We start from the raw sequence: 22,694 nt of genomic DNA, 5'->3' as shown, positions 1-22,694 counted from the left end.
GCTGGTGCTGTCCCTGTTCGAGGAGGAGAACAAGCGCCGGCTCGACCGCCAAACGCGCATGTACGCCGAGGACATCTCGCTGTGGCGGCGCTACGAGCAGGCCTGCGACTTCCTGGAGGACGACCTCGACTCGGGCTACGTCCGGGTGCTGCAGGAGATGATCGCCGCCGGCTGGTCGAATCAGGAGGTCGGCGACGCCGTCCGTGAGCTGTTGAAGGGCTGGTACCTCCTGCTCGCCGAGGTCGCCCGCGAGGCCGAGCAGAAGCACGGCCCGCTCGGCCCGTTCACCCCCGAGGAGGTCGCCACCCTCGTCTTCAGCGCCTTCCTCGGTTCCGAGGCGGCGCTGCTGCTGGGCTTCGACCGCCAGGTCATGCCGGTCCGCTCGGCCCTGCGCCGGATCGGGCTCGTCATCCGGGCCCTCGAGGAGGGCCCCGGCACCCCCGTTGTTGCTGGATAGCGTCCCTTCTTGGTATCTTGTGCATCCGGCCCGGCACCGCCTGGCCTTTGCGCTGTGGGCGCGGCCCTGGCGCTCCCCATGTTCCAACGAGCAACCAGGCACGGTGCTTGCCGTGCCGTGAAGCCTGACGAGGTGAAGGGAAGAGCTTGCCGAAGAAGGACGGCGCCATCGAGGTCGAGGGGACCGTCGTCGAACCCCTCCCGAACGCCATGTTCCGGGTGGAGTTGGCCAACGGCCACCGCGTCCTGGCGCACATCTCCGGGAAGATGCGCATGCACTACATCCGCATCCTCCCCGGCGACCGGGTGGTCGTCGAGCTGTCCCCCTACGACCTCAACCGAGGCCGGATCACCTACCGGTACAAGTAGGAAGTGACATGAAGGTCAAGCCGTCGGTCAAGAAGATCTGCGAGAAGTGCAAGACCATCCGCCGCCACGGCGTGGTGATGGTCATCTGCAGCAACCCCCGCCACAAGCAGCGGCAGGGCTGATCGCAGGGGCTGGAGGTACCGAGCACACATGGCACGCATCGCCGGCGTCGACCTCCCCCGCGACAAGCGGGTGGAGATCGGCCTCACCTACATCTTCGGCCTTGGCCGGACCCGCGCCATCGAGACGGTCAAGGGGACCCGGGTGAACCCCAACACCCGCGTCCGCGACCTGTCCGAGGAGGAGGTCGTCCGCCTCCGGGAGTGGATCGACTCCCACTACAAGGTCGAGGGCGACCTGCGGCGCGAGGTCCAGCAGGACATCAAGCGCAAGATCGAGATCGGCTGCTACCAGGGCATCCGGCACCGCCGGGGCCTGCCCGTCCGCGGCCAGCGCACCCACACCAACGCCCGCACCCGCAAGGGCCCCAAGAAGACCGTGGCCGGCAAGAAGAAGGCCACCAAGAAGTAGCGACCGGGAGGGACAGAAGACTTGCCACCGAAGAAGGGCGGAGCCAAGAAGCCCCGGCGGCGCGAGAAGAAGAACATCGCGCACGCCCATGCCCACATCAAGTCCAGCTTCAACAACACGATCGTGACCATCACCGACCCCCAGGGCAACACGATCGCGTGGGCGACGTCGGGCAATGTCGGCTTCAAGGGCTCGCGCAAGTCGACCCCGTTCGCGGCCCAGCTGGCGGCCGAGCAGGCCGCCCGCCGGGCCCAGGAGCACGGCGTCCGCAAGGTCGACGTGTTCGTCAAGGGACCCGGTTCCGGCCGGGAGACGGCCATCCGCTCCCTGCAGGCCACCGGCCTGGAGATCCAGGGCATCCAGGACGTCACCCCCGTCCCCCACAACGGCTGCCGCCCGCCCAAGCGGCGCCGCGTCTGAGAGAGCGAGCAGAAATTGGCGAGATACACAGGCCCTGACTGCAAGCTCTGCCGGCGCGAGAAGACCAAGCTCTTCCTCAAGGGCTCCAAGTGCGAGAGCCCCAAGTGCCCGGTGGAGAAGCGACCCTACCCGCCCGGCGAGCACGGCCGCGGCCGGCTCAAGGAGAGCGAGTACAACCTGCAGCTCCGGGAGAAGCAGAAGGCCCGCCGGATCTACGGCGTGCTCGAGAAGCAGTTCCACAACTACTACGTCGAGGCGGCCCGCCGGAAGGGCATCACCGGCGAGACGCTGCTGCAGCTGCTGGAGACGCGGCTGGACAACGTGGTCTACCGGGGCGGCCTGGCCCGCAGCCGGGACCAGGCGCGCCAGCTGGTGCGGCACTCGCACGTGACCGTCAACGGCAGGAAGGTGAACATCCCTTCCTACCAGGTCAAGCCGGGCGACGTCGTCCAGGTGAAGGAGCGCATGCGCCAGAACCTGAACGTCCACGAGTCGATCCAGCTCCAGACCGGGCGGCCCCAGCCGGGCTGGCTGGACCTGAACGCCGGCGAGGCCAAGCTGACCGTGACCAGCATCCCGTCCCGGGAGCAGGTCGAGGTGCCCATCCAGGAGCAGCTCATCGTCGAGCTCTACTCCAAGTAGTCAACAGGTAGCGACCACGAGGGCGTCCCCGAGTCATATGGCGGGCCGGGGAGCCGGAGGTGAACACCGTAGTTATGGAGATCTCGCGTCCACGCATCGAGTCCAACCCGCTGTCGGACACCCGCTCGCGCTTCATCATCGAGCCGCTGGAGCCCGGCTTCGGCTACACGCTCGGCAACTCGCTGCGCCGCACCCTGCTGTCGTCCATCCCGGGCGCCGCGGTCACGTCGATCAAGATCGACGGCGTCCTGCACGAGTTCTCGTCCATCCAGGGCGTGAAGGAGGACGTCACCGACGTCATCCTCAACGTCAAGGAGCTGCGCCTGCGCTCGGAGACCAGCGAGCCGGCGACCATGTTCCTGCGCTCCACCGGCCCCGGTGACGTGACCGCGGCCGACATCGTGCCCCCGGCCGACATCGATGTCATCAACCCCGAGCTGCACCTGGCCACCCTGAACGCCAAGGCCAAGCTGGAGATGGAGCTGCGGGTCGAGAAGGGCCGCGGCTACCGGCCGGCCGAGCGCAACAAGTCGGCCTCCGACGAGATCGGCCGCATCCCGGTGGACTCGATCTTCTCGCCGGTGCGCCGGGTCAGCTACACCGTCGAGGCCACCCGGTCGGGCGAGATGACCAACTACGACCGGCTCATCCTCGACGTCGAGACCGACGGGTCGCTGTCCCCCGAGGACGCGCTCGCCTCGGCCGGCGGGACCCTGCGCGAGCTGGTCAGCCTGTTCGCCGACCTGACCGGCGGCGGCGAGGGCCTGTCGCTCGGCCCGGCCGAGCAGACCGGCCCGCTCGGCGCCAACCTCGACACGCCGATCGAGGAGCTCGACCTGTCGGTCCGCTCCTACAACTGCCTGAAGCGCGAGGGCATCACCACGGTCGGCGAGCTGGTCACCAAGTCCGAGGCCGACCTGCTCGACATCCGCAACTTCGGCGCCAAGTCGATCGACGAGGTCCGCGAGAAGCTCCAGGAGCTCGGCCTTTCGCTCAGGGAGGAATAGGGGTCCGGGGGCTCAGGTAGCGAAGCGATAGCCCCCGGCTGAGAAAAGGAGTTCTGATGCCGACCCCGACCAAGGGGCCTCGCCTGGGCGGGGGACCGGCCCACGAGAAGCTGCTGATCGCCAACCTGGCCCGGGCCCTGTTCTCCGAGGGCCGGATCCGCACCACCGAGGCCAAGGCCAAGCGCCTGCGCCCCCAGGCGGAGCGGCTGATCACCTTCGCCAAGCGCGGTGACGTGGCCAGCCGCCGGCAGGTCCTCACCGTGGTCCGCGACAAGGCGGTCGTGCACACCCTGTTCGCCGAGATCGCCCCCCGGTTCGCCGACCGCCAGGGCGGCTACACCCGCATCCTCAAGCTCGGCCCCCGGCCGGGCGACGGCGCCCCCATGGTCCTGATCGAGCTGGTCGAGCAGGGCGACGGGGAGCGGCCCGGCGACACCGAGGAGGGCGGCCGCCGCCGCCGCTTCGGCCGCCGCCGCGCCCGCCCCGAGGCCGCCCCCGAGGGCGCCAACCGGGCCGAGCGCCGCGCCGCCCTGCGCCGCCGCGGCCCCGCCCCGGTCGAGCCCGAGGCCGCCCTGGCCGGCGAGGACCTCGACGAGGACGCCGACGAGCTCGAGGAGCTCGACGAGGAGCGGCCGGCCGTTCCCACCGACGCCGAGATCGAAGCCGGCGCCACCGCCGCCGGCGACGAGGACGGGGAGCCCGAGACCGACGAGGTCGAGGACGAGGCCGTGGCCGAGGCCGACGAGGCCCCGACCGGCGAGGCCGACACGGCCGTCGAGCCCGGCGTCACCGAGTCCGGGGTCGACGAGGAGGAGGCCGCGTCCACCCAGGCCGACGACGACGCCGCCGAGACCGCCGGGGACGAGGACCAGGACCGCAAGTAGCCAGAAGTGCGGCGGATGCGGCTGGTGGTGGCGTACGACGGGGCGCCGTTCTCCGGGTTCGCCCGGCAGCGGGACCGCCGCACCGTCCAGGGTGAGCTGGAGGCCGCGCTGGCCCGGCTGGCCAGGCAGCCGGTGGCGACCGTCGGGGCGGGACGCACCGACGCCGGAGTGCACGCCCGGGGGCAGGTCGTCCACGCCGACGTGCCGTCGCGGCTCGACCCTGACCGGGTCCGGCGGGCCCTGAACGGCGGGCTGGGGCCGGTCATCACCGTGCGCGAGGCCGGCTGGGCGCCGCCGGGGTTCGACGCCCGGCTGTCGGCCCGGCGCCGTACCTACGTGTACCGCGTCGACGACTCCGGCGACCCCGATCCGCTGCTGCGCGGCTTCGTGCTGGCCTGGCCCCGGCCGCTCGACCTGCCCCGCATGCGCCAGGGGGCCCGGCCCCTGGTGGGCGAGCACGACTTCGCCGCCTTCTGCCGCAGCCGTTCGGGGGCCACGACCACCCGGCGGCTGCGCTCCATCGGGATCCGCCGGCTCCGCGGCCTGGTCGAGGTCCGGCTGGTCGCGGACGCGTTCTGCTGGCAGATGGTCCGCGGGATCGTCGGCCACCTCCTGCTCGTCGGCGACGGCCGCCGCGACCCCGCCAGCACGGTCACGATCCTGAGCGACGGCGACCGTTCCCGCGCCGGCAACATCGCCCCGCCGCACGGCCTCGTGCTGGAGGCGGTGAGCTATGTCCGCAGGTAGGAGGCGCCGTTGACGTCGACCACGGCGCCGGTGAGGGACTCGGTCCCCGGGGTGGCCAGGAAGACCACCACCCTGGCGATCTCCTGGGGGGTCGCCACCCGGTTGAGGGGGCTCTCGGCGCGGATGGCGTCGCCGCCGGGGCCGTCCAGGTACGGGGCGGCCATGTCGGTCTCCACGTACCCGGGCGCGACCGTGGTCACGACGATCCCGTGCGGGCCGAGCGCCCGGGCCATGGACTGCCCCAGGCTGTTCAGGCCCGCCTTGCTGGCCCCGTAGGCGGGATGGCTGGGCTCGCCCCGGAACGCCCCCCGCGAGGAGACGTTGACGATCCGCCCCCCGCCCGCGGCCACCATGTGCGGGGCCACGGCGTGGATGAGGTTGGCCGGGCCGAGCAGGTTGGTGTCGATGGTCCGCCGCCAGCTCCGCTGCCACTCCTCGGCGCTGGTTCCTAAGATGGGCTGCGCCTCGTAGATCCCGGCGTTGTTCACCAGCACGTCGACCCGGCCGAGCTCGTCCACGACCCGCGCGACGAGCGACCGCGCCTGCCCGGGGTCGGCCAGGTCGGCCTGGGCCGCCCGGTGCCCGCCGGCCCCGAGCCGGGCCAGGGTGTCGTCGGCCGCCCGGCCGTCGGCGCGGAACTGGACGACGACCGTCGCCCCCTGGGCCGCGAACTCCTCGGCCACGGCACGGCCGATCCCGCGCGAGCCGCCCGTGACCAGCGCCACCATGCCCTGGACACCCGCCGCCGGCCCGGCCCCGGTCATCGCGGCCCCCGGCGGCAGTAGCAGCGCAGGTTGCGGACGTCGTAGCAGGAGATGTCGATGTCGGTGAACCCGTTGGCGGCCAGCACCTGGCCCAGCCAGGCGTCGTCGAACATGGCGTGGTGGGCGTTCCAGATCCAGCGGGGCACGCCCCGCTCGTCGGTCCCCTTGTGGGCCTCGCGGTCCATGTGCCCGCCCAGCAGCCAGTAGTTCGCCTCCAGGGTCGAGTACCCCCCCTCCACCCACTGGGTGACGATGTAGCGGGCGTCGGGCACCCCGATGTCGACCCGCGCCCCCGGCGCCAGCACCCTGGCCCACTCGCGCAGGGTCGGCTCGACCAGCTGGAAGCTCTGGTGCTCGAGCACGTGGTTGGCCCGCAGGGCGCTGACGCTCCCGTCGGCGAACGGCAGCCGGTCCAGCCGGCACAGCACCTGGATGCCGGGGAGGGGCAGCACGTCGGTGTGCACCTCGTAGCCGGGGTCCGGCTTCTCCCCAGCGCCGATCTCGACCCGCACCGAGCCCTCCTCCCGACGGCCCTTGGCTTGCCGCGTGGCTGCCACCACCCCGGTCAACGCTAACCTCACCCCGCCCCATGTAGGGTGCCAGGGAGATGCCATGCGCCTGCGTGGCCCACGTCGGGTCGTCCGCCTGGGAGCGCCTCCCCGAGGCCCTCCGGCTGCTGCGTCCCCGGTTCGGCCGGGTGCCGGTGTACCCGGCCGGCGACCGCGGGGACGCCGAGACCCTGGCCGCCGAGCTGGCCGCCGAGGTCGACGTCCTGGTCGTGTTCGGCGGCGACGGCACCGTCCACGAGGTCGCCAACGGGCTCCCGCTCGGCGGCGACGGCCCGCTGGTCGCCCTGCTGCCCGCCGGGACCGGCAACGACCTGGCCCGGGCCCTCGGCATGCCGCCCGACCCGGTGGCCGCGGCCGGCGAGCTGGCCGACGCCCGCCCCCGGACCCTGGACCTGCTCGACTGCGGCCCGCGCCGGGCCGCCAACGGCGTCAACGCCGGCTTCGCCGCCGCCGCCACCGACACCCTGCCCCGGGCGCTCAAGAAGGTCCTCGGCCCCGCCGCCTACGTGGTCGGCGGCGTCCGCGCCGGGATCAACCCGCCGACCTGGCCGGCCAGGGTCGAGGTCGACGGGAAGGTGGTCGAGGGCGAGGCCCTGGCCGTGGTCGTCGGCAACGGCGGGTCGTTCGGCGGGGGCCGCTGGCTGATCCCCGACGCCGACGTCGGCGACGGCCTGCTCGACGTGCTGGTCGTCCCGGCCGCGGTCTCCAAGGCCAGGCTGGCCCGTCACCTGGCCAGGGACAACCGCCTCCCCGGGGACCTGCCCCGCCTCCGCGGCCCGTCGGCCACGGTCGTCACCGACATGCCCTGCCGCCTCGACGGCGAGCCCGCCCCGACCCCCGGGTCGGTGGCGGTGATGCCGTCGGCCTGGAAGGTCCTGGCCCCCGCGTGAGGGCCGCGGCGAAGTTGACCAAACGGCCTGGTCACCGCTAGCCTTGACAGTCGGTTCACTCGACGCTGCGGCAGGCACGACATGCCCGGCGCCACACTTCCGAATCGTAACGGAGTTGCCCGCATGCCTTCGCCAGCAAGCCGAACGTTCTCGCCCCGCGCGCGGGACGTGACCCGCGACTGGTACGTCGTCGACGCCGACGGCCAGGTCCTCGGGCGGCTGGCCGCCCAGGTCGCCCGCGTCCTGCGCGGCAAGCACAAGCCGATCTTCGCCCCCCACGTCGACACCGGCGACCACGTGATCGTCATCAACGCGGCCAAGGTGCGGCTGACCGGGCGCAAGCGCGAGCAGAAGGTCGCCTACCGCCACTCCGGCTACCCGGGCGGCCTCAAGGAGACGCCGTACGCCGTGCTGCTCGCCCAGCGGCCCTCCCGCGCGGTCGAGAAGGCCGTCCGCGGGATGCTGCCCCGCAACCGGCTCGGGCGGCAGATGCTCTCCAAGCTCAAGGTCTACGACGGCCCGACCCACCCGCACGCCGCGCAGATGCCGGTGCCGCTGGACGTGGCCGCCACCGTCAGGCAGGAAGGATAGGAGGACAGTTCGTTGGCTGCTCCAGCACAGCTGGCCAGGGGCACCGGCCGCCGCAAGGAGGCCGTGGTCCGGGTGCGGCTGATCGAGGGGACGGGCAACTTCAAGCTCAACGGCCGCCCCCTCGAAGACTACTTCCCCAACCCGGCCCACCGCCGGCTCGTCACCGAGCCCCTGCGGGTCACCAACACCCTCGAGCGCTACGACGTGCTCGCCAACCTCGACGGCGGCGGGGTCTCCGGCCAGGCCGGCGCCCTGCGCCACGCCATCTCCCGGGCCCTGGTCGACCTCGACATCGAGCTGCGGCCCGAGCTGAAGAAGCGTGGCTTCCTCACCCGCGACGCCCGCGAGGTCGAACGCAAGAAGTACGGCCTCAAGAAGGCCCGCAAGGCGCCCCAGTACAGCAAGCGCTGACGGGTCCGCCGGACGGAGTCTGCCGGTGGGAACGCTGTTCGGGACCGACGGGGTACGTGGTCTGGCCAACGCCGACCTCACCCCCGAGCTCGCCCTTGCCCTCGGCCGGGCCGCCGTCGGGGTGCTCCGCGCCGAGCGCCCCCACGCCCAAGGCCGGCCCGCCGTGGTCGTCGGCCGCGACCCGCGGGCCTCGGGCACCCTGCTGGAGAGCGCCCTGGTCGCCGGCATCCTCAGCGCCGGCGGTGACGTCCTCGCCGCCGGCGTGATGCCGACCCCGGCTGTCGCCTTCCTGACCCGCCACTATGGCGCCGCCGCCGGGGCGGTCATCTCCGCCTCCCACAACGCCATGCCCGACAACGGCATCAAGTTCTTCGGCCCCGAGGGCTTCAAGCTCCCCGACGCCGTCGAGGAGCGGATCGAGGCCGCCCTCGGCACCCCCGGCCACGGCGCGCCCCGGCCCGTCGGCGCCGACGTCGGCCGCATGCGCCCCACCGCCAACGACGGCGTCGAGGCCTACCTGGCCCACCTGCTGGAGGGCATCCCCGACCTCGACGGCCTCGAGGTGGTGGTCGACTGCGCCAACGGCGCCGCCGCCGACATCGCCCCCGAGGCCTACCGCCGCGCCGGGGCCAAGGTCACCGCCGTCGCCGCCGACCCCGACGGCCACAACATCAACGCCGGCGTCGGCTCCACCCACCCCGAGCACGTCCAGGCCGTGCTGACCCGCTGCGGGGCCGCCGTCGGCCTGGCCCATGACGGCGACGCCGACCGCCTGCTGGCCGTCGACGAGCGCGGCGCCCTGGTCGACGGCGACGTCATCCTCGCCATCACCGCCCTCGACGCCCGCGCCCGCGGCGACCTCCCCACCAACACCGTGGTCACCACCGTGATGACCAACCTCGGCTTCCGCCAGGCCATGGACCACCACGGCATCGCCGTCGAGCAGACCGCCGTCGGCGACCGCTACGTCCTCGAGGCCATGCTGGCCGGCGGCCACACCCTCGGCGGCGAGCAGTCCGGCCACCTGATCTTCCTCGACCGCGCCACCACCGGCGACGGCCTCCTCACCGGCCTGCGCCTGCTGAGCGTGGTCGCCCGCTCCGGCCGCCCGCTGTCGGAGCTGGCCACGGTGATGCGCCGCCTGCCCCAGGTGCTGGTCAACGTCCGGGTCGCCGACCGCACCGCCCTGGAAGGCGCCGAGGTCGTCTGGCGGGCGGTCGAGGGCGAGGAGACCCGCCTGCAGGGCACGGGCCGCGTGCTGGTCCGCCCGTCGGGGACCGAGGCCCTGGTGAGGGTCATGGTCGAGGCCGAGACCGAGGAGGAGGCACGGGGCACCGCCGACCGCCTGGCCGCCCTGGTCGCGAGCGAGCTGGGGTAGGTTGCCCGGCTGCTAGGATTGGCTCTTGTCCCCTCCGGCGGCCGTCGCATTGAAGGGAGCCTGACAGCATGTGTGGCATCGTCGGCTACGCCGGCAACCAGCAGGCCCTCCCGATCCTGCTCGCGGGCCTGCGGCGGCTCGAGTACCGGGGGTACGACTCGGCCGGGGTGGCGGTGCTGGACGGCGGCGAGGTCCAGGTCGTCCGCAAGGCCGGCAAGCTCGAGGTGCTCGAGCAGGCCCTTGGGTCCGACACCGCGCTGGGCGGGGTGACCGGGATCGGGCACACCAGGTGGGCGACCCACGGGCAGCCGACCGACCGCAACGCCCATCCCCACCTGGACTGCACCGGCAAGGTGGCGGTGATCCACAACGGGATCATCGAGAACTTCTTCACCCTGCGGGCGCAGCTGGAGCGCGAGGGGCACCGGTTCGCCTCCCAGACCGACACCGAGTGCGTCGCCCACCTGGTGGAGGCGGAGCTGGCCGAGGGGCAGCCCTTCCCGGACGCGGTGCGGTCGGCGATCCGGCGCCTGGAGGGGTCGTTCGCGCTGGCCGTGCTGCACCAGGGCGACCCCGGGGTCGTGGTCGGGGCCAAGCGGGACCTCCCCCTGGTGGCCGGGCGGGCCGCGGCCGAGAACTTCGTGGCCAGCGACTTCGCCGCGTTCCTGGACCGGACCAAGGACGGGGTGATCCTGGAGGACGACCAGGTCGTGGTCGTGACCCCCGAACGGCTCGCCGTGACCGACCTGGACGGGAACGACGTGGAGCCGTACGAGCACCACGTCGACTGGGACCTGTCGGCCGCCGAGAAGGGCGGCTACGAGCACTTCATGCTCAAGGAGATCCACGAGCAGCCGCTGGCCATCAAGCAGACCCTTGAGGGGCGGACCGACGCCGACGGGCACCTCGTCCTCGACGAGCTGCGGATGAGTGAGGACGAGCTGCGCGAGGTCGACAAGGTGTTCGTGGTCGCCTGCGGGACCGCGTTCCACTCGGGGCTGGTGGCCAAGTACGCCATCGAGCACTGGACCCGGCTGCCGGTGGAGATCGAGATCGCCAGCGAGTTCCGCTACCGCGACCCCGTCCTGGACCGGAACACGCTGGTCATCGCCATCTCCCAGTCGGGGGAGACGGCCGACACGCTGGGGGCGGTGCGGTACGCGCGCCGGCAGCGGGCCCGGGTGCTGACCGTCTGCAACACCGTGGGGGCGTCGATCCCCAGGGAGTCGGACGCGGTCCTCTACACCAGGGCCGGGCCCGAGGTGTGCGTGGCCGCGACCAAGACCTTCGCCACCCAGCTGGCCGCCATGTACCTGGTCGCGCTGTACCTGGCCCAGGTGCGGGGGACCATGTTCGTCGACGAGGTGGCCGCGGTGGTGCGCGAGCTGCAGCAGCTCCCGGCCAAGGTCGGGCTCTGCCTGGAGCGCGGCGACCAGGTCCGCAAGGTGGCCGAGGCGTACAAGGACGCCCGCGACTGGCTGTTCCTGGGCCGGCACGTCGGCTACCCGATGGCGCTGGAGGGGGCCCTGAAGCTCAAGGAGATCTCCTACCTCCACGCCGAGGGGTATCCGGCGGCCGAGCTCAAGCACGGGCCGATCGCGCTGATCGAGGACGGGACCCCGGTGGTGGTCGTCCACCCCTCCAGCCACGTGTACGCCAAGATGCTGACCAACATCCAGGAGGTGGCGGCCAGGGGCGCGGCCATCATCGCCATCGCCACCGACGGCGACCGTGAGGTGGCCGCCCACGCCACCCACGTGCTGCGGGTGCCGCCCACCGCCCAGCTGCTGGCCCCGCTGGTCTGCCTGCTCCCGCTGCAGCTGCTCTCCTACCATGTGGCCGTTGCCCGCGGGTGCCCGATCGACAAGCCCCGCAACCTGGCCAAGAGCGTGACGGTGGAGTAGACGATGGCCTTCGACGTCGATCCCGACCAGTCGGTCAGCATCGTCGCCATCTTCCTGTTCATCGACGCCGCGTTCCTCGGCTTCCCGGTGCTGTCGTTCATGATCAACGGCGGCAGCCCTCCGCTCTTCCTGCTCCTGCTGGTCGCCGGGCTGATCGCGGCCGGCGTTGGGCTGCTCCAGGGCCGCCAGTGGGGCTGGTACCTGGCCATGGTGGTCGTCGTCCTGGCCGCCCTCCGGGACCTGTCCGTCGGCAACCTGCTCGGGCTGCTGATCGACGCCCTGATCATCTTCCTGCTGACCCGGCCGGCGACCAGGGCCAAGTTCGGGGTTCGATGATCGTCGGGATCGGCTTCGACGCCATCGAGGTCGCCCGCATCCGCCGTGCCCTTGAGCGCCACCCCCGCTTCCGCGAGCGCGTCTTCACCAAGGCCGAGCTCGAGGCCGCCGCCCGCCGGGGCGTCGGCGAGGTCGCCTACCTGGCCAAGCGGTGGGCGGCCAAGGAGGCCACCTCCAAGGCCCTTGGGGTCGGGTTCTCGGGGTTCGCCTACACCGAGATCGAGGTCACCAACCTGCCCTCGGGCGCCCCCTCGATCAAGCTCACCGGCGAGCTGGCCGACTGGGCCCACCTGCTGGGCGCGCTGCGCTGGCACCTCACCCTGTCCGACACCAAGGACACCGCCTTCGCCAGCGTGCTCATCGAGGGCCCCGACGACTACCCGCGCCGCCCGCCCGGCCCGCCGCCGTGGGTCCGCCGCCGGCTCGACCGCCAGCGCGGCGGGGCCAGCGGTGGGGCCGCGGGGTCGTGAGGTCCCGGGAGCGGGGGGCAGGGGCATGAGGCCGCTCGCGACCGTGGCGGCGGTGCAGGCGGCGGACGCGGCCGCCCAGGAGGGCGGGACCCCGGTCGAGACGCTGATGGGCCGGGCCGGGGCGGCCGTGGCCACAGCGGCCGCCGGCGAGCTGGGCCACCTGTCCGGGCGGCGGGTGGTCGCCCTGGGCGGCAAGGGCCACAACGGCGGCGACGCCCTCGAGGCCCTGGCCCGGCTGGCCCGGCGCGGGGCCGGGGCGGAGGCGCTGGTCACCGGCGACCCGGACGGCCTCGACGAGCAGGGGCGGCGCTGCGTGGCCCTGGTCCGGGCGGCCGGCGGGCGGGTCCGGGCGTTCACCCCCGAGCTGGCCGACCGGCTGCTGGCCGGGGCCGACCTGGTACTGGACGGGCTGCTCGGGACGGGGTCGAGCGGCGCCCCCAGGGGCGCGGTGGCCGAGGCCATCGGCTGCGCCAACGCCGCCGGCGCCCCGGTGGTCGCCGTCGACATCCCCTCGGGGGTGGACGGGGCCACCGGCGAGGTCGCCGGCGAGGCGGTCACGGCCGCCGTCACCGTCACCTTCCAGGCGGTCAAGCCCGGCCACGTCCTGGAGCCGGGCAGCGGGCACACCGGGCGGCTGGAGGTGGCCGACATCGGCCTGCCGCTGGCCCCGGGGCGCTGGGGGGTGAGCGAGGCCGCCGACCTGGCCGGGCTCGTGCCCGTGCCCCGGGCCGAGCTGCACAAGCGCTCGCGCGGGGTCCTGCTGCTGGTCGGGGGCAGCCCGGGCATGGGCGGGGCGCCGACCCTGATGGGCCTGGCCGCCCGGCGCGCCGGGACCGGGCTGCTGGTCATCGCCGCCCCCGCCTCGGTGGCCGACCGGGTCGGGGCGGCCGTGCCCGAGGCCCTCACGGTCGCCCTGCCCGAGTCGGGCGGCGGGCTGGCCCGCAACGCCGACGACGCCTGCCGGCGCTGGCTGGGGGAGGCGACCGCGATCGGGATCGGGCCCGGGCTGGGCCGGGCCGACGGCACCCAGAAGGTGGTCAGGGGGATGCTGGCCGCCTACGACGGCCCGGCCGTGGTCGACGCCGACGCCCTGTTCGCCCTCGGCACCGGCGGGCCGCTGGCCGGGCGGCGGGGGCCGACCCTGGTCACCCCGCACGCCGGCGAGTTCGCCCGCCTCGCCCCCGACGCCGAGGGCACGCGGCTCGACCAGGCCACCGGCCGGGCCGGGGCGTGGAAGGCGACCGTGCTGCTCAAGGGCGACAACACGGTGGTCGCCGGCCCCGACGGGCGGCTGGCCGTCAACCCGACCGGGGTCCCGTCGCTGGCCACCGGCGGGACCGGGGACGTGCTCACCGGGCTGACCGGGTCGCTGCTCGCCCAGGGGCTCGACCCGTTCGACGCCGCCCGGCTCGGGGCCTGGGTCCACGGCCGCGCCGCCGCCCTGGCCGTCGCCGACCTCGGGCCGGTCTCGGTCGCCGCCGGCGACGTGGCCGAGCACCTCCCGGGGGCGTTCCAGGAGCTGCTCGGCGAGGGCGAGGGGCGTCGATGACCCGGACGCCGTGGCCGGGGCTGCGGCCGGCCTGGGTCGAGGTCGACCTGGAGGCGATCGCCGGGAACGTGCGCACGCTGGCCGCCGAGATCGCCCCGGCGCGGCTGCTGGCCGTGGTCAAGGCCGACGCCTACGGGCACGGGGCGGTGCCGGTGGCGCGGGCGGCGGTCCGGGCCGGGGCGGCCTGGCTGGGGGTGGCGCTGGTCGAGGAGGCGCTGGAGCTGCGCCGGGCCGGGATCTCGGCCCCGCTGCTGGTGCTGTCCGAGCCCCACCCGGCGGCGGCCGACGCCTGCGCGGCCGACCGGATCGCCGTGACCGTCTGCACCCAGGCCGGGGTCCGGGCGTTCGGGATGGCCGGGCGCCGGGCCGGGCGGCCGGTGGCCGCCCACCTCAAGGTCGACACCGGCATGCACCGCCAGGGCTGCGACCCGGCCGAGCTGCCGGCGCTGGTCGCGGCGGCCCTGGCCGAGCCGGGGCTGGAGGTCGAGGGGCTCTGGAGCCACTTCGCGGTCGCCGACGAGGCGGCCAAGACGGCCACCACCGACGCCCAGCTGGCCCGGTTCCGGGACGCCCTGGCCGCGGCGGCGGCGGCCGGGCTGGAGCCGCGCTGGCGTCACCTGGCCAACAGCGCCGGGGCCACCGTGCGCACCGACGCCCGTTTCGACCTGGTCAGGGCCGGGATCGAGGTCTACGGGCTGGCCCCGAGCGAGGAGCTGGCCGACCAGGTCCGGGCCCGCCTGCGGCCCGCCCTGGCCCTGCGGGCGGCCGTGTCGGCCCTGCGCACGGTCGAGGCCGGGGAGCGGGTCTCCTACGGGCACCGCTGGCGGGCGCCCCGCCGGACCCGCATCGCCACCCTCCCGGTCGGGTACGCCGACGGCCTGCGCCGGGGGCTGTCGGGCCGGATACGGGTCGTCCTCGGCGGGCATGACCTGCCGCAGGTCGGTACCGTGACCATGGACCAGGTGATGGTGGACGTTGGCGAGGTGGACGTGGAGGTCGGCCAGGTGGCGACCCTGCTCGGCGACCCGGCCAAGGGCGAGCCGGGCGCCGGCGAGTGGGCGGCCGCCCTGGGCACGATCGACTACGAGATCACCTGCGGCCTCTCACCCCGCCTCCCCCGTGTCCACCACCGCGCCGGCCGTCCCGCCCCCGGCCGCCCGGTCAGGCAGGCGGTCGGCTGATGGCGGCCAGCCGGCAACGACCCGCGCGGGCCGCCCTCCAACGGGCCGGGCGGGGGCGGAACCCGGTCGTTGGCAAGCGGTCCGGGGGGCGGAAGAACGGGCAGGCGACGCCGCTGACCGTGCGGGGGATCGGGCTGCTGGCCGGGGGGCTGCTGCTCGGGGTGGGGGCGGGGGTGACCCTGGAGCGGACGCTGGTGGGGCGGGACCGGCGGCGCGAGGACCCCGAGGCCGGGGAGCGGTTCGGGGGGATCCGGGGGACCTCGGCCAAGGTGGCCAGCCACGACGGCACCCGGATCCACGTCGAGGAGCTGGGCCAGGGCCCCTGCCTGGTGTTCGCCCACGGCTTCTCGCTCACCCAGGACGCCTGGCACTACCAGCGCCGCGACCTGCCCGACCGGTTCCGCTGCGTCTTCTATGACCAGCGCGGCCACGGCCGCTCGGGCCGGCCCGGCAAGGAGGACTACTCGCTCCAGGCCCTGGCCGGCGACCTCAAGGCGGTGCTCGACTGGACCGGGGAGGAGCGGGTGGTGGTGGTCGCCCACTCGATGGGCGGCATCGCCGCCCTCCAGCTCGCCGAGCAGTTCCCCCAGGAGCTGGGCGGCCGGGTCGCCGGGCTGGTCCTGGTCGGCTCCACCTACGTCGACACCGTCCGGGGCATGACCGCCGCGGTCAGCGCCTGGGGGTCGGCGTGGGCCCAGCGGACCCTGATCACCGGCGCCTTCCGCTTCATGGGCCAGGACCCGGTCCGGGCCCAGCAGCTCCGCCGGCGCGGCAGCGACCTCGGCTACCTGGGCACGCGCCTGTTCGGCTTCGGCTCGAACCCCTCGCCCAGCCAGGTCGCCTTCATCGACCGGACCCTGGCCGGCACCGACGTCGAGGTCTGGGCCAAGGTCTTCCCCAGCCTGGTCGACTTCGACCTGTCGGAGTCGCTGGAGGCGGTCGGCGTGCCCGCCCTGGTCGTGGTGGGGGACAAGGACCGCCTCACCCCGCCGGCGGCGGCCCGGTACATGGCCGAGAAGATCCCCGGGTCGCGCCTGCTGATCCTGGAGGACGCCGGCCACTGCGCCTTCCTGGAGGAGCACGAGGTGCTCGACGCCGAGATCGCCGCCTTCGCCGACGAGGTGCTGGTCCCGGCCAAGGCGGCCGCCCGGAAGCGCCGGCGCACAGAAGTCCGCCGGGTCCCGGGGTCCTAGGCGGCCGTGGCACTCGGCATCGAGGACCTGGCCGTCGGCCACTGGACCGACCCGGTCGGGCTGACCGGCTGCACGGTGGTGGTGCCGCCGCCGGGGAACGTGGCCGCGGCCAGCGTCCGCGGTGGCGGGCCCGGGACCCGCGAGACCGACCTGCTCCAGCCCCAGGCCCACGTCGAGGGCGTGTCGGCGGTGCTGCTCACGGGCGGGAGCGCGTTCGGGCTGCACGCCGCCCAGGGGGTGGTCGACTGGTGCGAGCGGCGCGGGCTCGGCTACGGCCGCTTCGGCCGGCCCATCCCGATCGTGCCCGCGGCCGTGCTGTTCGACCTGATGGTCGGGGACTGGGACGCCCGGCCCGGCCCGGCCGAGGGCGAGGCCGCCTGCCTGGCCGCCTCGACCGCCGACGGGCCGCTCGGCAACGTCGGCGCCGGCATGGGCGCCACCGTCGGCAAGACGGCCGGGCCCGAGCACATGACCAAGGGCGGGCTCGGCTGGTCGGTGCTCGAGGCCGGGCCGGTCACGGTCGGCGCCCTGGCCGCCGTCAACGCCGGCGGCGACGTGCTCGACGAGGACGGGACCGTGCTCGCCGGGGCCCGGGTGCCCGGCGGGGCCAGGACCGCCCTGCGCGAGCGGCTGGCCTCGCCGACGGCCGACGGGGAGGTCCGGCCCGAGCCGGTCCCGCCCGGCGGCAGCACCACCCTGGCCCTGGTCGCGACCAACGCCATCCTGACCAAGGGCGAGGTCCACCGGGTCGCCGTGCAGGCCCACGACGGCATGGCCCGGGCGATCGCGCCCGTCCACACCAGCTTCGACGGCGACACCGTGTTCGCGGTGGCCGTGCCCAGGGTGCCGGCGGCCATGGACCTGGTAGCCTTCTTGGCCGAGGAGGCCCTGGCCGCCGCCATCCGGGCCGGGGTCCGGGCCGCCGGCCCGGTCGCCGGCATCCCGGCCGCCTCCGACGCATCGAGCGGAGCAGGAGGGGAGTAGCGTGCCGCTCTACGAGTACCGCTGCGCGGACTGCGGGCACCAGTTCGAGGCCCTGGTCCCGGCCGGGCGGGCCGACGACGAGACCTGCCCGGACTGCGGGACCCAGGCCCGCCGGCTGCTGAGCCTGGTCGCCGCCCCGGTCCGGGGGAGTGACGGCGCGGCCATGCCCGTCGCCGGCGGCGGCGGTGGCTGCTGCGGCGGGGCCTGCGGGAACTGCTGAGGTGCCGACCGAGCTGGAGGCGGTCGCCGCCGAGGCCGCCGGCTGCACCCGCTGCCGCCTCCACGAGGGCCGCACCCAGGTCGTGTTCGGCCAGGGCGACCCCAACGCCGACCTGATGTTCGTCGGCGAGGCCCCCGGCTTCCACGAGGACCGCCAGGGCGTCCCCTTCGTCGGCCCCTCCGGCCAGCTCCTCAACCGCCTCCTGGGGGGCATCGGCCTCCGCCGCCAGGACGTCTACGTCACCAACGTCGTGCGATGTCTTCGCTACAACGCACGTGTACAGCTTGGTGACGGCTCGTGGGAACGGATCGGGCGCCTGGTTCGATCGCGCTACGACGGCACCGTCATGTCGGTCGATGCCGAAGGGCGCCTTGTCCGCCGACTAGTCACGGGCTGGCACGCCTCTCCGCTCGCCGGCCGGCGAGTCTTCCGCCTCACCTATCGCTCGGCCAAGCATGCGGGCGCTGGACAGGTCAGCATCCAGCTGACCGGGGATCACGAGGTCATGACCGATCGCGGGTTCATCGCGGTCGAGCAACTCCCAGCAGGAGCCCGGATCGCGACTGGCCAGGGGATGAGCCGCATCGCTCGCGAGATCGTCTACGGGACGCTCCTCGGCGACGGTCACCTCACCGCGGCAGAGGCCACGCTGTCGTTTGGTCATTCAACCCGGCAGGAAGCATATGCGCGGTACAAGGCCGAGCTGCTGGCCGAGCTTTCGCCACGAGTGAAGCAGCTCAACGTGTCGGCGGTGGCCGGTGGGCCGGCGGCGTACCCGGTCGTCCACGTCCGCACGCTCGCGCACAGAGCTCTGGGGCTGCTCCGGAGCGAGTTCTATCGGCCGAGGAAGCGGGTTCCTCCATGGATGGCCGAGCGGCTCACTCCGCTGATGCTGGCGATCTGGTTCATGGACGACGGGCACCTGCGGATCCGGCCGGGAAGGCGACCGCTTGCCGAAATCGCCACCTACGGCTTCTCAGAGGAGGACCATCGGGTCCTCGTTTCGGCCCTGGCTCGTCTGGGGCTCGAGGCCAGAGTCACCGGGAAGCGTCAGAAGCTCGTCTTTGGCGTCGCAGCAACGGCGATTCTGTCAGAGCTCATTGCGCCGTATGTGCCGCCGTCCATGCGATACAAGGTCGATCCTGAGGTGGAGCCACGCGTTCCCTTCGATCCGACCCGAACGGTTCCAGGGGACGCCGAGGTGCTCTTCGACGAGGCCGACGTCAGGGACATCACCGACCGCTACCGGTCCGATGTCACCTTCTTCTGCATCGACGTGGAGGAGACGCACAACTTCGTGACCACCGGAGGGGTCGTGCACAACTGCCGGCCCCCCAGGAACCGCGACCCCCTGCCCGACGAGATCGCCGCCTGCCGGCCCTGGCTGGACGCGCAGATCCGGCTGGTCGACCCCAAGGTGGTGGTCACCCTGGGGAACTTCGCGGCCAGGACGCTGCTGGAGACGACCACCGGGATCAGCAGGCTGCGGGGGCGGACCTACCCGTTCCAGGGGCGGGTGCTGCTGCCGACCTTCCACCCGGCGGCGGCGCTGCACGCCCAGGGGCGGGGCACGGGCGGGCCGGGCCCGCTGGAGGCGATGGAGGGCGACTTCCGGGTCCTGGCCGAGCTGCTGGCCGCGCCGGCCCCGGGGGACGAGGACCGGCCGTCCGAGCAGCTGGGGCTGTTCTGAGCATGGGCGACCTGCGGCTGCGGTCGGACGACGAGGCGACCACCAAGGCGATCGGGGCGGCCGTGGCCGGGCTGCTCGACCCCGGCGACGTGGTCGGGCTCGCCGGCGACCTCGGGGCCGGCAAGACCCGGCTGGTCCAGGGGGCGGCCGACGCCCTCGGGGTCGACGGGCCGGTGCTGTCCCCGACCTTCATGCTGGTCCGCGAGTACGACGGCGACCCGCCCATCCACCACGTCGACGCCTACCGCCTCAGCGGCCCCCTGGAGCTGGAGGACCTGGGCCTGGAGGACGTCCTCTCGGCCGACGCGGTGGTGTTCGTCGAGTGGGCCGACCGGGTCGCCGCCGCCCTCCCCGAGAGCTGGCTGGAGCTGGTCCTCCACATCCGCGACGACGACCGGCGCGAGATCGAGGTCCGCCCCCACGGCGACCGCTGGGCGGCCAGGGCCGGCCGCCTGGACGCCGCCCTGGCCCCGTTCCCGCGCCATGCCTGAGCCCGCCGGTCGGCGCCGCCGCATCGGCCGGTAGCCCGGCGGGCGTGGGTCAGGCCCGCCCGGGTGGGCCGGCCAGCAGGCGGTCGCGCAGGGCCCCGTCGGTGGCGGCGTCGATCGCCGTCCAGGCCATCGCGACCGCGCCGTCGACCACGGCCTTGTCGGCGGCCGGGGCGGCGCACTTGGCGGTGAACTCGGGCTGGTGGTTGACCGCGGGCAGGGCGTCGATGCCGATGGTGGGGTGGATCGAGGGCAGGGCCAGGGAGACGTTGCCCATGTCGGTCGACCCGGCGCCCCGGTCGGACCTGCCGGCGAAGCTGCGGCCCAGGGCCTCGGCGTTGCGCTGGTACAGGGCCGACAGCTCATGGTCGTGGTGCATCTCCGCGTAGGGGTCGTGGTCCGAGGTCAGCTCCAGGGTCGCCCCGGTGGCCAGGGCGCCGGCCTCGAAGCAGCGGGCCACCTTGCCCTGGACCTCCTCCAGCTGCTCCAGGGTGGCGGCCCGGACCATCCAGGCGCCCTCGGTGTGGGCCGGGATCACGTTGGCGGCGTCGCCGCCCTTGGTGACGATCCCGTGCACCCGGTCGCCGGGGCGCAGGTGCTGGCGGAGCAGGCCGATCGCCGTCTGGGCTACGACCAGCGCGTCGGCGGCGTTGACGCCCTCGAACGGGTAGGCCGAGGCGTGGGCCTCCTTGCCGGTGTAGGCGATCTCGAGGTGGCTGACGGCGATGATCGGCATCTCGGGCTGCTCGTACGGCGAGGGGTGGACCATCATGGCCGCGTGCGCCCCGTCGAAGGCGCCCCGCTGGAGCAGCAGGATCTTGCCGCCGCCGCCCTCCTCGGCCGGGGTCCCGAGCACGGTCACGCGCAGGCCGGCGTCGTCGGCCACCCGGGCCAGGGCCAGGCCGGCCCCGGCGGCCATGGCCGCGATCACGTTGTGCCCGCAGGCGTGGCCGACGGCCGGGAGGGCGTCGTACTCGGCGCACACGACCACGTGCAGCGGCCCCGACCCGGCCCGGGCCGCGAACGCCGTCGGCAGGTCGCCAACCCCCCGCTCGACCTCGAGACCGGCCCCGTCCAGCAGCTCGCACAGCCAGGCGCAGGCCTGCTCCTCCTCGAACCCGAGCTCGGGGTTGGCGTGGATGCGGTGGCTGAGGGCCACCAGCTCGTCCCTGGCCTGCTCGACCCGCTCCCGGGCCGCCCGTTTCACGTCGGCGACGGCGTCAGCCACGTCCGCTCCTCCTCTTGTCGATCAGGGTCTCGATCCCGTCCAGCACCCGCTCCAGACCGAAGTTGAAGTCGTAGTCGCCGTCGTCCGGCTCGTCGAACACCCCGGCCGCGATCACCGCGTGCAGGGCCGGGAACCGCTCCGGGTCGAGCAGCCTGGCCAGCAGGCGCCCGTAGGCGCCCATCATCTCCGGGTCGGGCGCGGCCGCCCCGGCCGCCTGGGCGGCGGCGATGTCGGCCTGGAGCGCCGCCTGCCCCCTGACGAAGCCGGTGAGCAGCAGCATCGCCGAGAGCTTCTCACCCTCCTGGAGGCCGGTGTCCGCCAGGCAGTCCAGCCCACGCTCCAGCCAGGCCATGGCGTTGGGGGTGACCGGGGGGCCGCTGATCGGGATGCGCAGCACCCACGGGTTGCGGCGGTACACCCCGAGCTCCGTCCTGGCCCAGCGGGCCAGCCCGTCGCGCCAGCTCTCCTCCGGCCCCCGCCGGGCCGGCGGCCCCTCGAAGGTCAGGTCGGCCATCAGGGCCAGCAGCTCGTCCTTGGCCCCGACGTAGCGGTACAGCGACATGGTGGAGACGCCGAGCTCGCTGGCCACCCGGCCCATCGACACCGCCTGGAGGCCGTCGGCGGCCGCGACGAGCACGGCCGCGGCCACGATCCGCTCCAGGCTGAGGGCGGGTCGCGGGCCCTTGTGGGGCCGCTCGCGCAGCCCCCAGGCGGCCGCGATGCTGGCCGGCAGGCCGCCGCCGGTCTGGTCGTCCATGGTCTCCGCTTCGGTGGGTTGACACCCATCCTACGACTGTGTATACCTTACACAGTAAAGTGTACGCCATACACAGAAGGAGCGGGAGATGCGCGACGAGCTGGCCGTCGAGGCGATCGGCCTCGAGAAGTCCTACGGCCGGGTGCGGGTCCTGGACGGCGTCGACCTGGGCGTGGCCCGGGGCGGCGTGTTCGCCCTGCTCGGCCCCAACGGGGCCGGCAAGACCACGGCCGTGCGGATCCTGGCCACCCTGGTCCGGGCCGACGCCGGCCAGGTCCGGGTGGCCGGCTTCGACGTCGCCGCCGACCGCCGCCAGGTGCGCCGCCGCATCAGCCTCACCGGCCAGTTCGCGGCCGTTGACGACCTCCAGACGGGCGAGGAGAACCTGCGCATGATGGGCCGCCTGGCCGGCCTGTCCCGCGCCCGGGCCCGGCGCCGGGCGGCCGAGCTGCTGGAGCGGTTCGACCTCACCGACGCCGCCGGCCGCACCGTCAAGACCTACTCGGGCGGCATGCGCCGCCGCCTCGACCTGGCCGCCGGCCTGGTCGGCGACCCGGCGGTGCTGTTCCTGGACGAGCCGACCACCGGCCTGGACCCGCGCAGCCGCCAGGCGGTGTGGCAGGTCGTGGGCGAGCTCGCCGGGTCGGGGGTGAGCGTGTTCCTGACCACCCAGTACCTGGAGGAGGCCGACCGGCTGGCCGACCGCATCGCCGTCCTCGACGGCGGCCGGGTGGTCGCCGAGGGGACCTCGGCCCAGCTCAAGGAGCAGGTCGCCGGCCACCGCCTCGACCTGGTGCTGGCCGACGCGGCCGCCTTCGAGGAGGTCGCCCGGCGCCTGGACGACCGGGCCGCCCGGCGCGACCCGGCCCGCCTGACCATCGGGGTCGCCACCGACGGCAGCGCCGCCCAGGTCCGGGCCCTGCTCGACGAGGTCGACCCGACCCGCCGGGTGGTCGACCGGTTCGCCGTCCACGGCGCCACCCTCGACGACGTGTTCCTGGCCCTGACCGGCCACCCGGCCGGGCAGCCCGACCA

General features: G+C 74.2%; 27 protein-coding genes and 1 pseudogene. 24 read left to right on the top strand and 4 right to left on the bottom strand.

Going from position 1 to position 22,694, the window contains the following annotated elements; all coding sequences use genetic code 11:
* The 9 genes and pseudogenes from VF468_02510 to truA form a co-directional block, all read left to right on the top strand.
* Positions 1–457: TetR/AcrR family transcriptional regulator (locus VF468_02510; GenBank protein ID HEX5877184.1), on the top strand; the 457-nt coding region annotated here is incomplete at its 5' end.
* Positions 458–603: 146 nt separating this feature from the next.
* Positions 604–825 carry a translation initiation factor IF-1 gene (infA, locus tag VF468_02505; protein ID HEX5877183.1) on the top strand — a complete coding sequence of 74 codons (222 nt, stop codon included), beginning with the start codon at positions 604–606 and terminating at the stop codon, positions 823–825.
* An 8-nt stretch (positions 826–833) separates the two neighbouring features.
* Entirely contained in the window at positions 834–947 is a 114-nt protein-coding gene (gene rpmJ / locus VF468_02500; GenBank protein HEX5877182.1) for a 50S ribosomal protein L36, read from the top strand.
* 28 nt (positions 948–975) lie between these two features.
* Positions 976–1,356 carry a 30S ribosomal protein S13 gene (gene rpsM / locus VF468_02495; GenBank protein ID HEX5877181.1) on the top strand — a complete coding sequence of 127 codons (381 nt, stop codon included), beginning with the start codon at positions 976–978 and terminating at the stop codon, positions 1,354–1,356.
* A 21-nt stretch (positions 1,357–1,377) separates the two neighbouring features.
* Positions 1,378–1,776 carry a 30S ribosomal protein S11 gene (rpsK, locus tag VF468_02490; GenBank protein ID HEX5877180.1) on the top strand — a complete coding sequence of 133 codons (399 nt, stop codon included), beginning with the start codon at positions 1,378–1,380 and terminating at the stop codon, positions 1,774–1,776.
* A gap of 15 nt (positions 1,777–1,791) precedes the next feature.
* A complete protein-coding gene (gene rpsD, locus VF468_02485) occupies positions 1,792–2,418 on the top strand; it encodes a 30S ribosomal protein S4 (GenBank protein ID HEX5877179.1) in 627 nt (208 codons plus the stop codon).
* 74 nt (positions 2,419–2,492) lie between these two features.
* Positions 2,493–3,419: pseudogene (locus VF468_02480) on the top strand (DNA-directed RNA polymerase subunit alpha).
* A gap of 62 nt (positions 3,420–3,481) precedes the next feature.
* Entirely contained in the window at positions 3,482–4,309 is an 828-nt protein-coding gene (gene rplQ, locus VF468_02475) for a 50S ribosomal protein L17 (GenBank protein HEX5877178.1), read from the top strand.
* Between the two features lie 15 nt (positions 4,310–4,324).
* A complete protein-coding gene (truA, locus tag VF468_02470; protein ID HEX5877177.1) occupies positions 4,325–5,056 on the top strand; it encodes a tRNA pseudouridine(38-40) synthase TruA in 732 nt (243 codons plus the stop codon).
* On the opposite strand, the gene VF468_02465 is transcribed toward truA, so the two are convergent.
* Together VF468_02465 and VF468_02460 are read right to left on the bottom strand one after the other, a co-directional pair.
* Entirely contained in the window at positions 5,041–5,820 is a 780-nt protein-coding gene (locus tag VF468_02465; protein ID HEX5877176.1) for an SDR family oxidoreductase, read from the bottom strand. The two genes, truA and VF468_02465, sit on opposite strands and share 16 nt — an antisense overlap.
* Positions 5,817–6,332 (bottom strand): methyltransferase domain-containing protein, encoded by a 516-nt coding sequence (locus VF468_02460; protein ID HEX5877175.1) that lies wholly within the window; start codon positions 6,330–6,332, stop codon positions 5,817–5,819. Before VF468_02460 ends, VF468_02465 begins: the two co-directional genes overlap by 4 nt.
* A 95-nt stretch (positions 6,333–6,427) precedes the next feature.
* Between VF468_02460 and VF468_02455 the strand changes: the two genes are divergently transcribed.
* The 14 genes from VF468_02455 to tsaE all read left to right on the top strand — a co-directional run bounded on the left by VF468_02455 (position 6,428) and on the right by tsaE (position 19,677).
* Complete coding sequence (locus VF468_02455; GenBank protein HEX5877174.1) at positions 6,428–7,279, top strand: diacylglycerol kinase family protein; 852 nt, start codon at positions 6,428–6,430, stop codon at positions 7,277–7,279.
* Positions 7,280–7,402: 123 nt separating this feature from the next.
* Positions 7,403–7,870: a 50S ribosomal protein L13 gene (rplM, locus tag VF468_02450; GenBank protein ID HEX5877173.1), complete on the top strand. Its 468-nt coding sequence runs from the start codon at positions 7,403–7,405 to the stop codon at positions 7,868–7,870.
* 12 nt (positions 7,871–7,882) lie between these two features.
* Entirely contained in the window at positions 7,883–8,281 is a 399-nt protein-coding gene (gene rpsI, locus VF468_02445; GenBank protein ID HEX5877172.1) for a 30S ribosomal protein S9, read from the top strand.
* Between the two features lie 25 nt (positions 8,282–8,306).
* Entirely contained in the window at positions 8,307–9,659 is a 1,353-nt protein-coding gene (glmM, locus tag VF468_02440; protein ID HEX5877171.1) for a phosphoglucosamine mutase, read from the top strand.
* A 68-nt stretch (positions 9,660–9,727) separates the two neighbouring features.
* Positions 9,728–11,563 (top strand): glutamine--fructose-6-phosphate transaminase (isomerizing), encoded by a 1,836-nt coding sequence (glmS, locus tag VF468_02435; GenBank protein ID HEX5877170.1) that lies wholly within the window; start codon positions 9,728–9,730, stop codon positions 11,561–11,563.
* A 3-nt stretch (positions 11,564–11,566) separates the two neighbouring features.
* Entirely contained in the window at positions 11,567–11,899 is a 333-nt protein-coding gene (locus VF468_02430; protein ID HEX5877169.1) for a hypothetical protein, read from the top strand.
* Positions 11,896–12,369: a holo-ACP synthase gene (gene acpS, locus VF468_02425; protein HEX5877168.1), complete on the top strand. Its 474-nt coding sequence runs from the start codon at positions 11,896–11,898 to the stop codon at positions 12,367–12,369. Before VF468_02430 ends, acpS begins: the two co-directional genes overlap by 4 nt.
* Positions 12,370–12,394: 25 nt before the next feature.
* The gene (locus VF468_02420) at positions 12,395–13,918 is read left to right on the top strand and encodes an NAD(P)H-hydrate dehydratase (GenBank protein HEX5877167.1); all 1,524 of its coding nucleotides are present in this window, start codon (positions 12,395–12,397) and stop codon (positions 13,916–13,918) included.
* Positions 13,915–15,099 carry an alanine racemase gene (gene alr / locus VF468_02415; protein HEX5877166.1) on the top strand — a complete coding sequence of 395 codons (1,185 nt, stop codon included), beginning with the start codon at positions 13,915–13,917 and terminating at the stop codon, positions 15,097–15,099. Before VF468_02420 ends, alr begins: the two co-directional genes overlap by 4 nt.
* Positions 15,099–16,292 carry an alpha/beta hydrolase gene (locus VF468_02410; protein ID HEX5877165.1) on the top strand — a complete coding sequence of 398 codons (1,194 nt, stop codon included), beginning with the start codon at positions 15,099–15,101 and terminating at the stop codon, positions 16,290–16,292. Before alr ends, VF468_02410 begins: the two co-directional genes overlap by 1 nt.
* 6 nt (positions 16,293–16,298) lie before the next feature.
* Entirely contained in the window at positions 16,299–17,276 is a 978-nt protein-coding gene (locus VF468_02405; protein HEX5877164.1) for a P1 family peptidase, read from the top strand.
* A gap of 1 nt (position 17,277) precedes the next feature.
* A complete protein-coding gene (locus VF468_02400) occupies positions 17,278–17,496 on the top strand; it encodes a zinc ribbon domain-containing protein (protein HEX5877163.1) in 219 nt (72 codons plus the stop codon).
* 1 nt (position 17,497) lies between these two features.
* The gene (locus VF468_02395; protein HEX5877162.1) at positions 17,498–19,186 is read left to right on the top strand and encodes a uracil-DNA glycosylase family protein; all 1,689 of its coding nucleotides are present in this window, start codon (positions 17,498–17,500) and stop codon (positions 19,184–19,186) included.
* A gap of 2 nt (positions 19,187–19,188) precedes the next feature.
* Entirely contained in the window at positions 19,189–19,677 is a 489-nt protein-coding gene (gene tsaE, locus VF468_02390; GenBank protein ID HEX5877161.1) for a tRNA (adenosine(37)-N6)-threonylcarbamoyltransferase complex ATPase subunit type 1 TsaE, read from the top strand.
* A gap of 49 nt (positions 19,678–19,726) precedes the next feature.
* Here the strand turns inward: tsaE and VF468_02385 are convergent, their stop codons facing one another.
* Positions 19,727–20,902: a M20 family metallopeptidase gene (locus VF468_02385; protein ID HEX5877160.1), complete on the bottom strand. Its 1,176-nt coding sequence runs from the start codon at positions 20,900–20,902 to the stop codon at positions 19,727–19,729.
* Complete coding sequence (locus VF468_02380) at positions 20,895–21,659, bottom strand: TetR/AcrR family transcriptional regulator (protein HEX5877159.1); 765 nt, start codon at positions 21,657–21,659, stop codon at positions 20,895–20,897. Before VF468_02380 ends, VF468_02385 begins: the two co-directional genes overlap by 8 nt.
* An 88-nt stretch (positions 21,660–21,747) precedes the next feature.
* Between VF468_02380 and VF468_02375 the strand changes: the two genes are divergently transcribed.
* Positions 21,748–22,694, top strand: a 947-nt coding sequence (locus VF468_02375) for an ATP-binding cassette domain-containing protein (GenBank protein ID HEX5877158.1), incomplete at its 3' end; no start/stop codon positions are given.

Source organism: Actinomycetota bacterium, assembly GCA_036280995.1.
GTDB lineage: Bacteria > Actinomycetota > CALGFH01 > CALGFH01 > CALGFH01 > CALGFH01.
Note: the sequence above shows the minus strand (reverse complement) of the source record. Positions and strands in the feature narration are given on the sequence as shown.

What these genes read in the sequence shown, in the direction of transcription:
- rpmJ (HEX5877182.1), top strand. Translation starts at nt 834, where the DNA reads ATGAAGGTCAAGCCGTCGGTCAAGAAGATCTGCGAGAAGTGCAAGACC.
- rpsM (HEX5877181.1), top strand. Translation starts at nt 976, where the DNA reads ATGGCACGCATCGCCGGCGTCGACCTCCCCCGCGACAAGCGGGTGGAG.
- rplQ (HEX5877178.1), top strand. Translation starts at nt 3,482, where the DNA reads ATGCCGACCCCGACCAAGGGGCCTCGCCTGGGCGGGGGACCGGCCCAC.
- truA (HEX5877177.1), top strand. Translation starts at nt 4,325, where the DNA reads ATGCGGCTGGTGGTGGCGTACGACGGGGCGCCGTTCTCCGGGTTCGCC.
- VF468_02465 (HEX5877176.1), bottom strand. Translation starts at nt 5,820, where the DNA reads ATGACCGGGGCCGGGCCGGCGGCGGGTGTCCAGGGCATGGTGGCGCTG.
- VF468_02455 (HEX5877174.1), top strand. Translation starts at nt 6,428, where the DNA reads ATGCCATGCGCCTGCGTGGCCCACGTCGGGTCGTCCGCCTGGGAGCGC.
- rplM (HEX5877173.1), top strand. Translation starts at nt 7,403, where the DNA reads ATGCCTTCGCCAGCAAGCCGAACGTTCTCGCCCCGCGCGCGGGACGTG.
- glmS (HEX5877170.1), top strand. Translation starts at nt 9,728, where the DNA reads ATGTGTGGCATCGTCGGCTACGCCGGCAACCAGCAGGCCCTCCCGATC.
- VF468_02430 (HEX5877169.1), top strand. Translation starts at nt 11,567, where the DNA reads ATGGCCTTCGACGTCGATCCCGACCAGTCGGTCAGCATCGTCGCCATC.
- acpS (HEX5877168.1), top strand. Translation starts at nt 11,896, where the DNA reads ATGATCGTCGGGATCGGCTTCGACGCCATCGAGGTCGCCCGCATCCGC.
- VF468_02420 (HEX5877167.1), top strand. Translation starts at nt 12,395, where the DNA reads ATGAGGCCGCTCGCGACCGTGGCGGCGGTGCAGGCGGCGGACGCGGCC.
- alr (HEX5877166.1), top strand. Translation starts at nt 13,915, where the DNA reads ATGACCCGGACGCCGTGGCCGGGGCTGCGGCCGGCCTGGGTCGAGGTC.
- VF468_02410 (HEX5877165.1), top strand. Translation starts at nt 15,099, where the DNA reads ATGGCGGCCAGCCGGCAACGACCCGCGCGGGCCGCCCTCCAACGGGCC.
- tsaE (HEX5877161.1), top strand. Translation starts at nt 19,189, where the DNA reads ATGGGCGACCTGCGGCTGCGGTCGGACGACGAGGCGACCACCAAGGCG.
- VF468_02380 (HEX5877159.1), bottom strand. Translation starts at nt 21,659, where the DNA reads ATGGACGACCAGACCGGCGGCGGCCTGCCGGCCAGCATCGCGGCCGCC.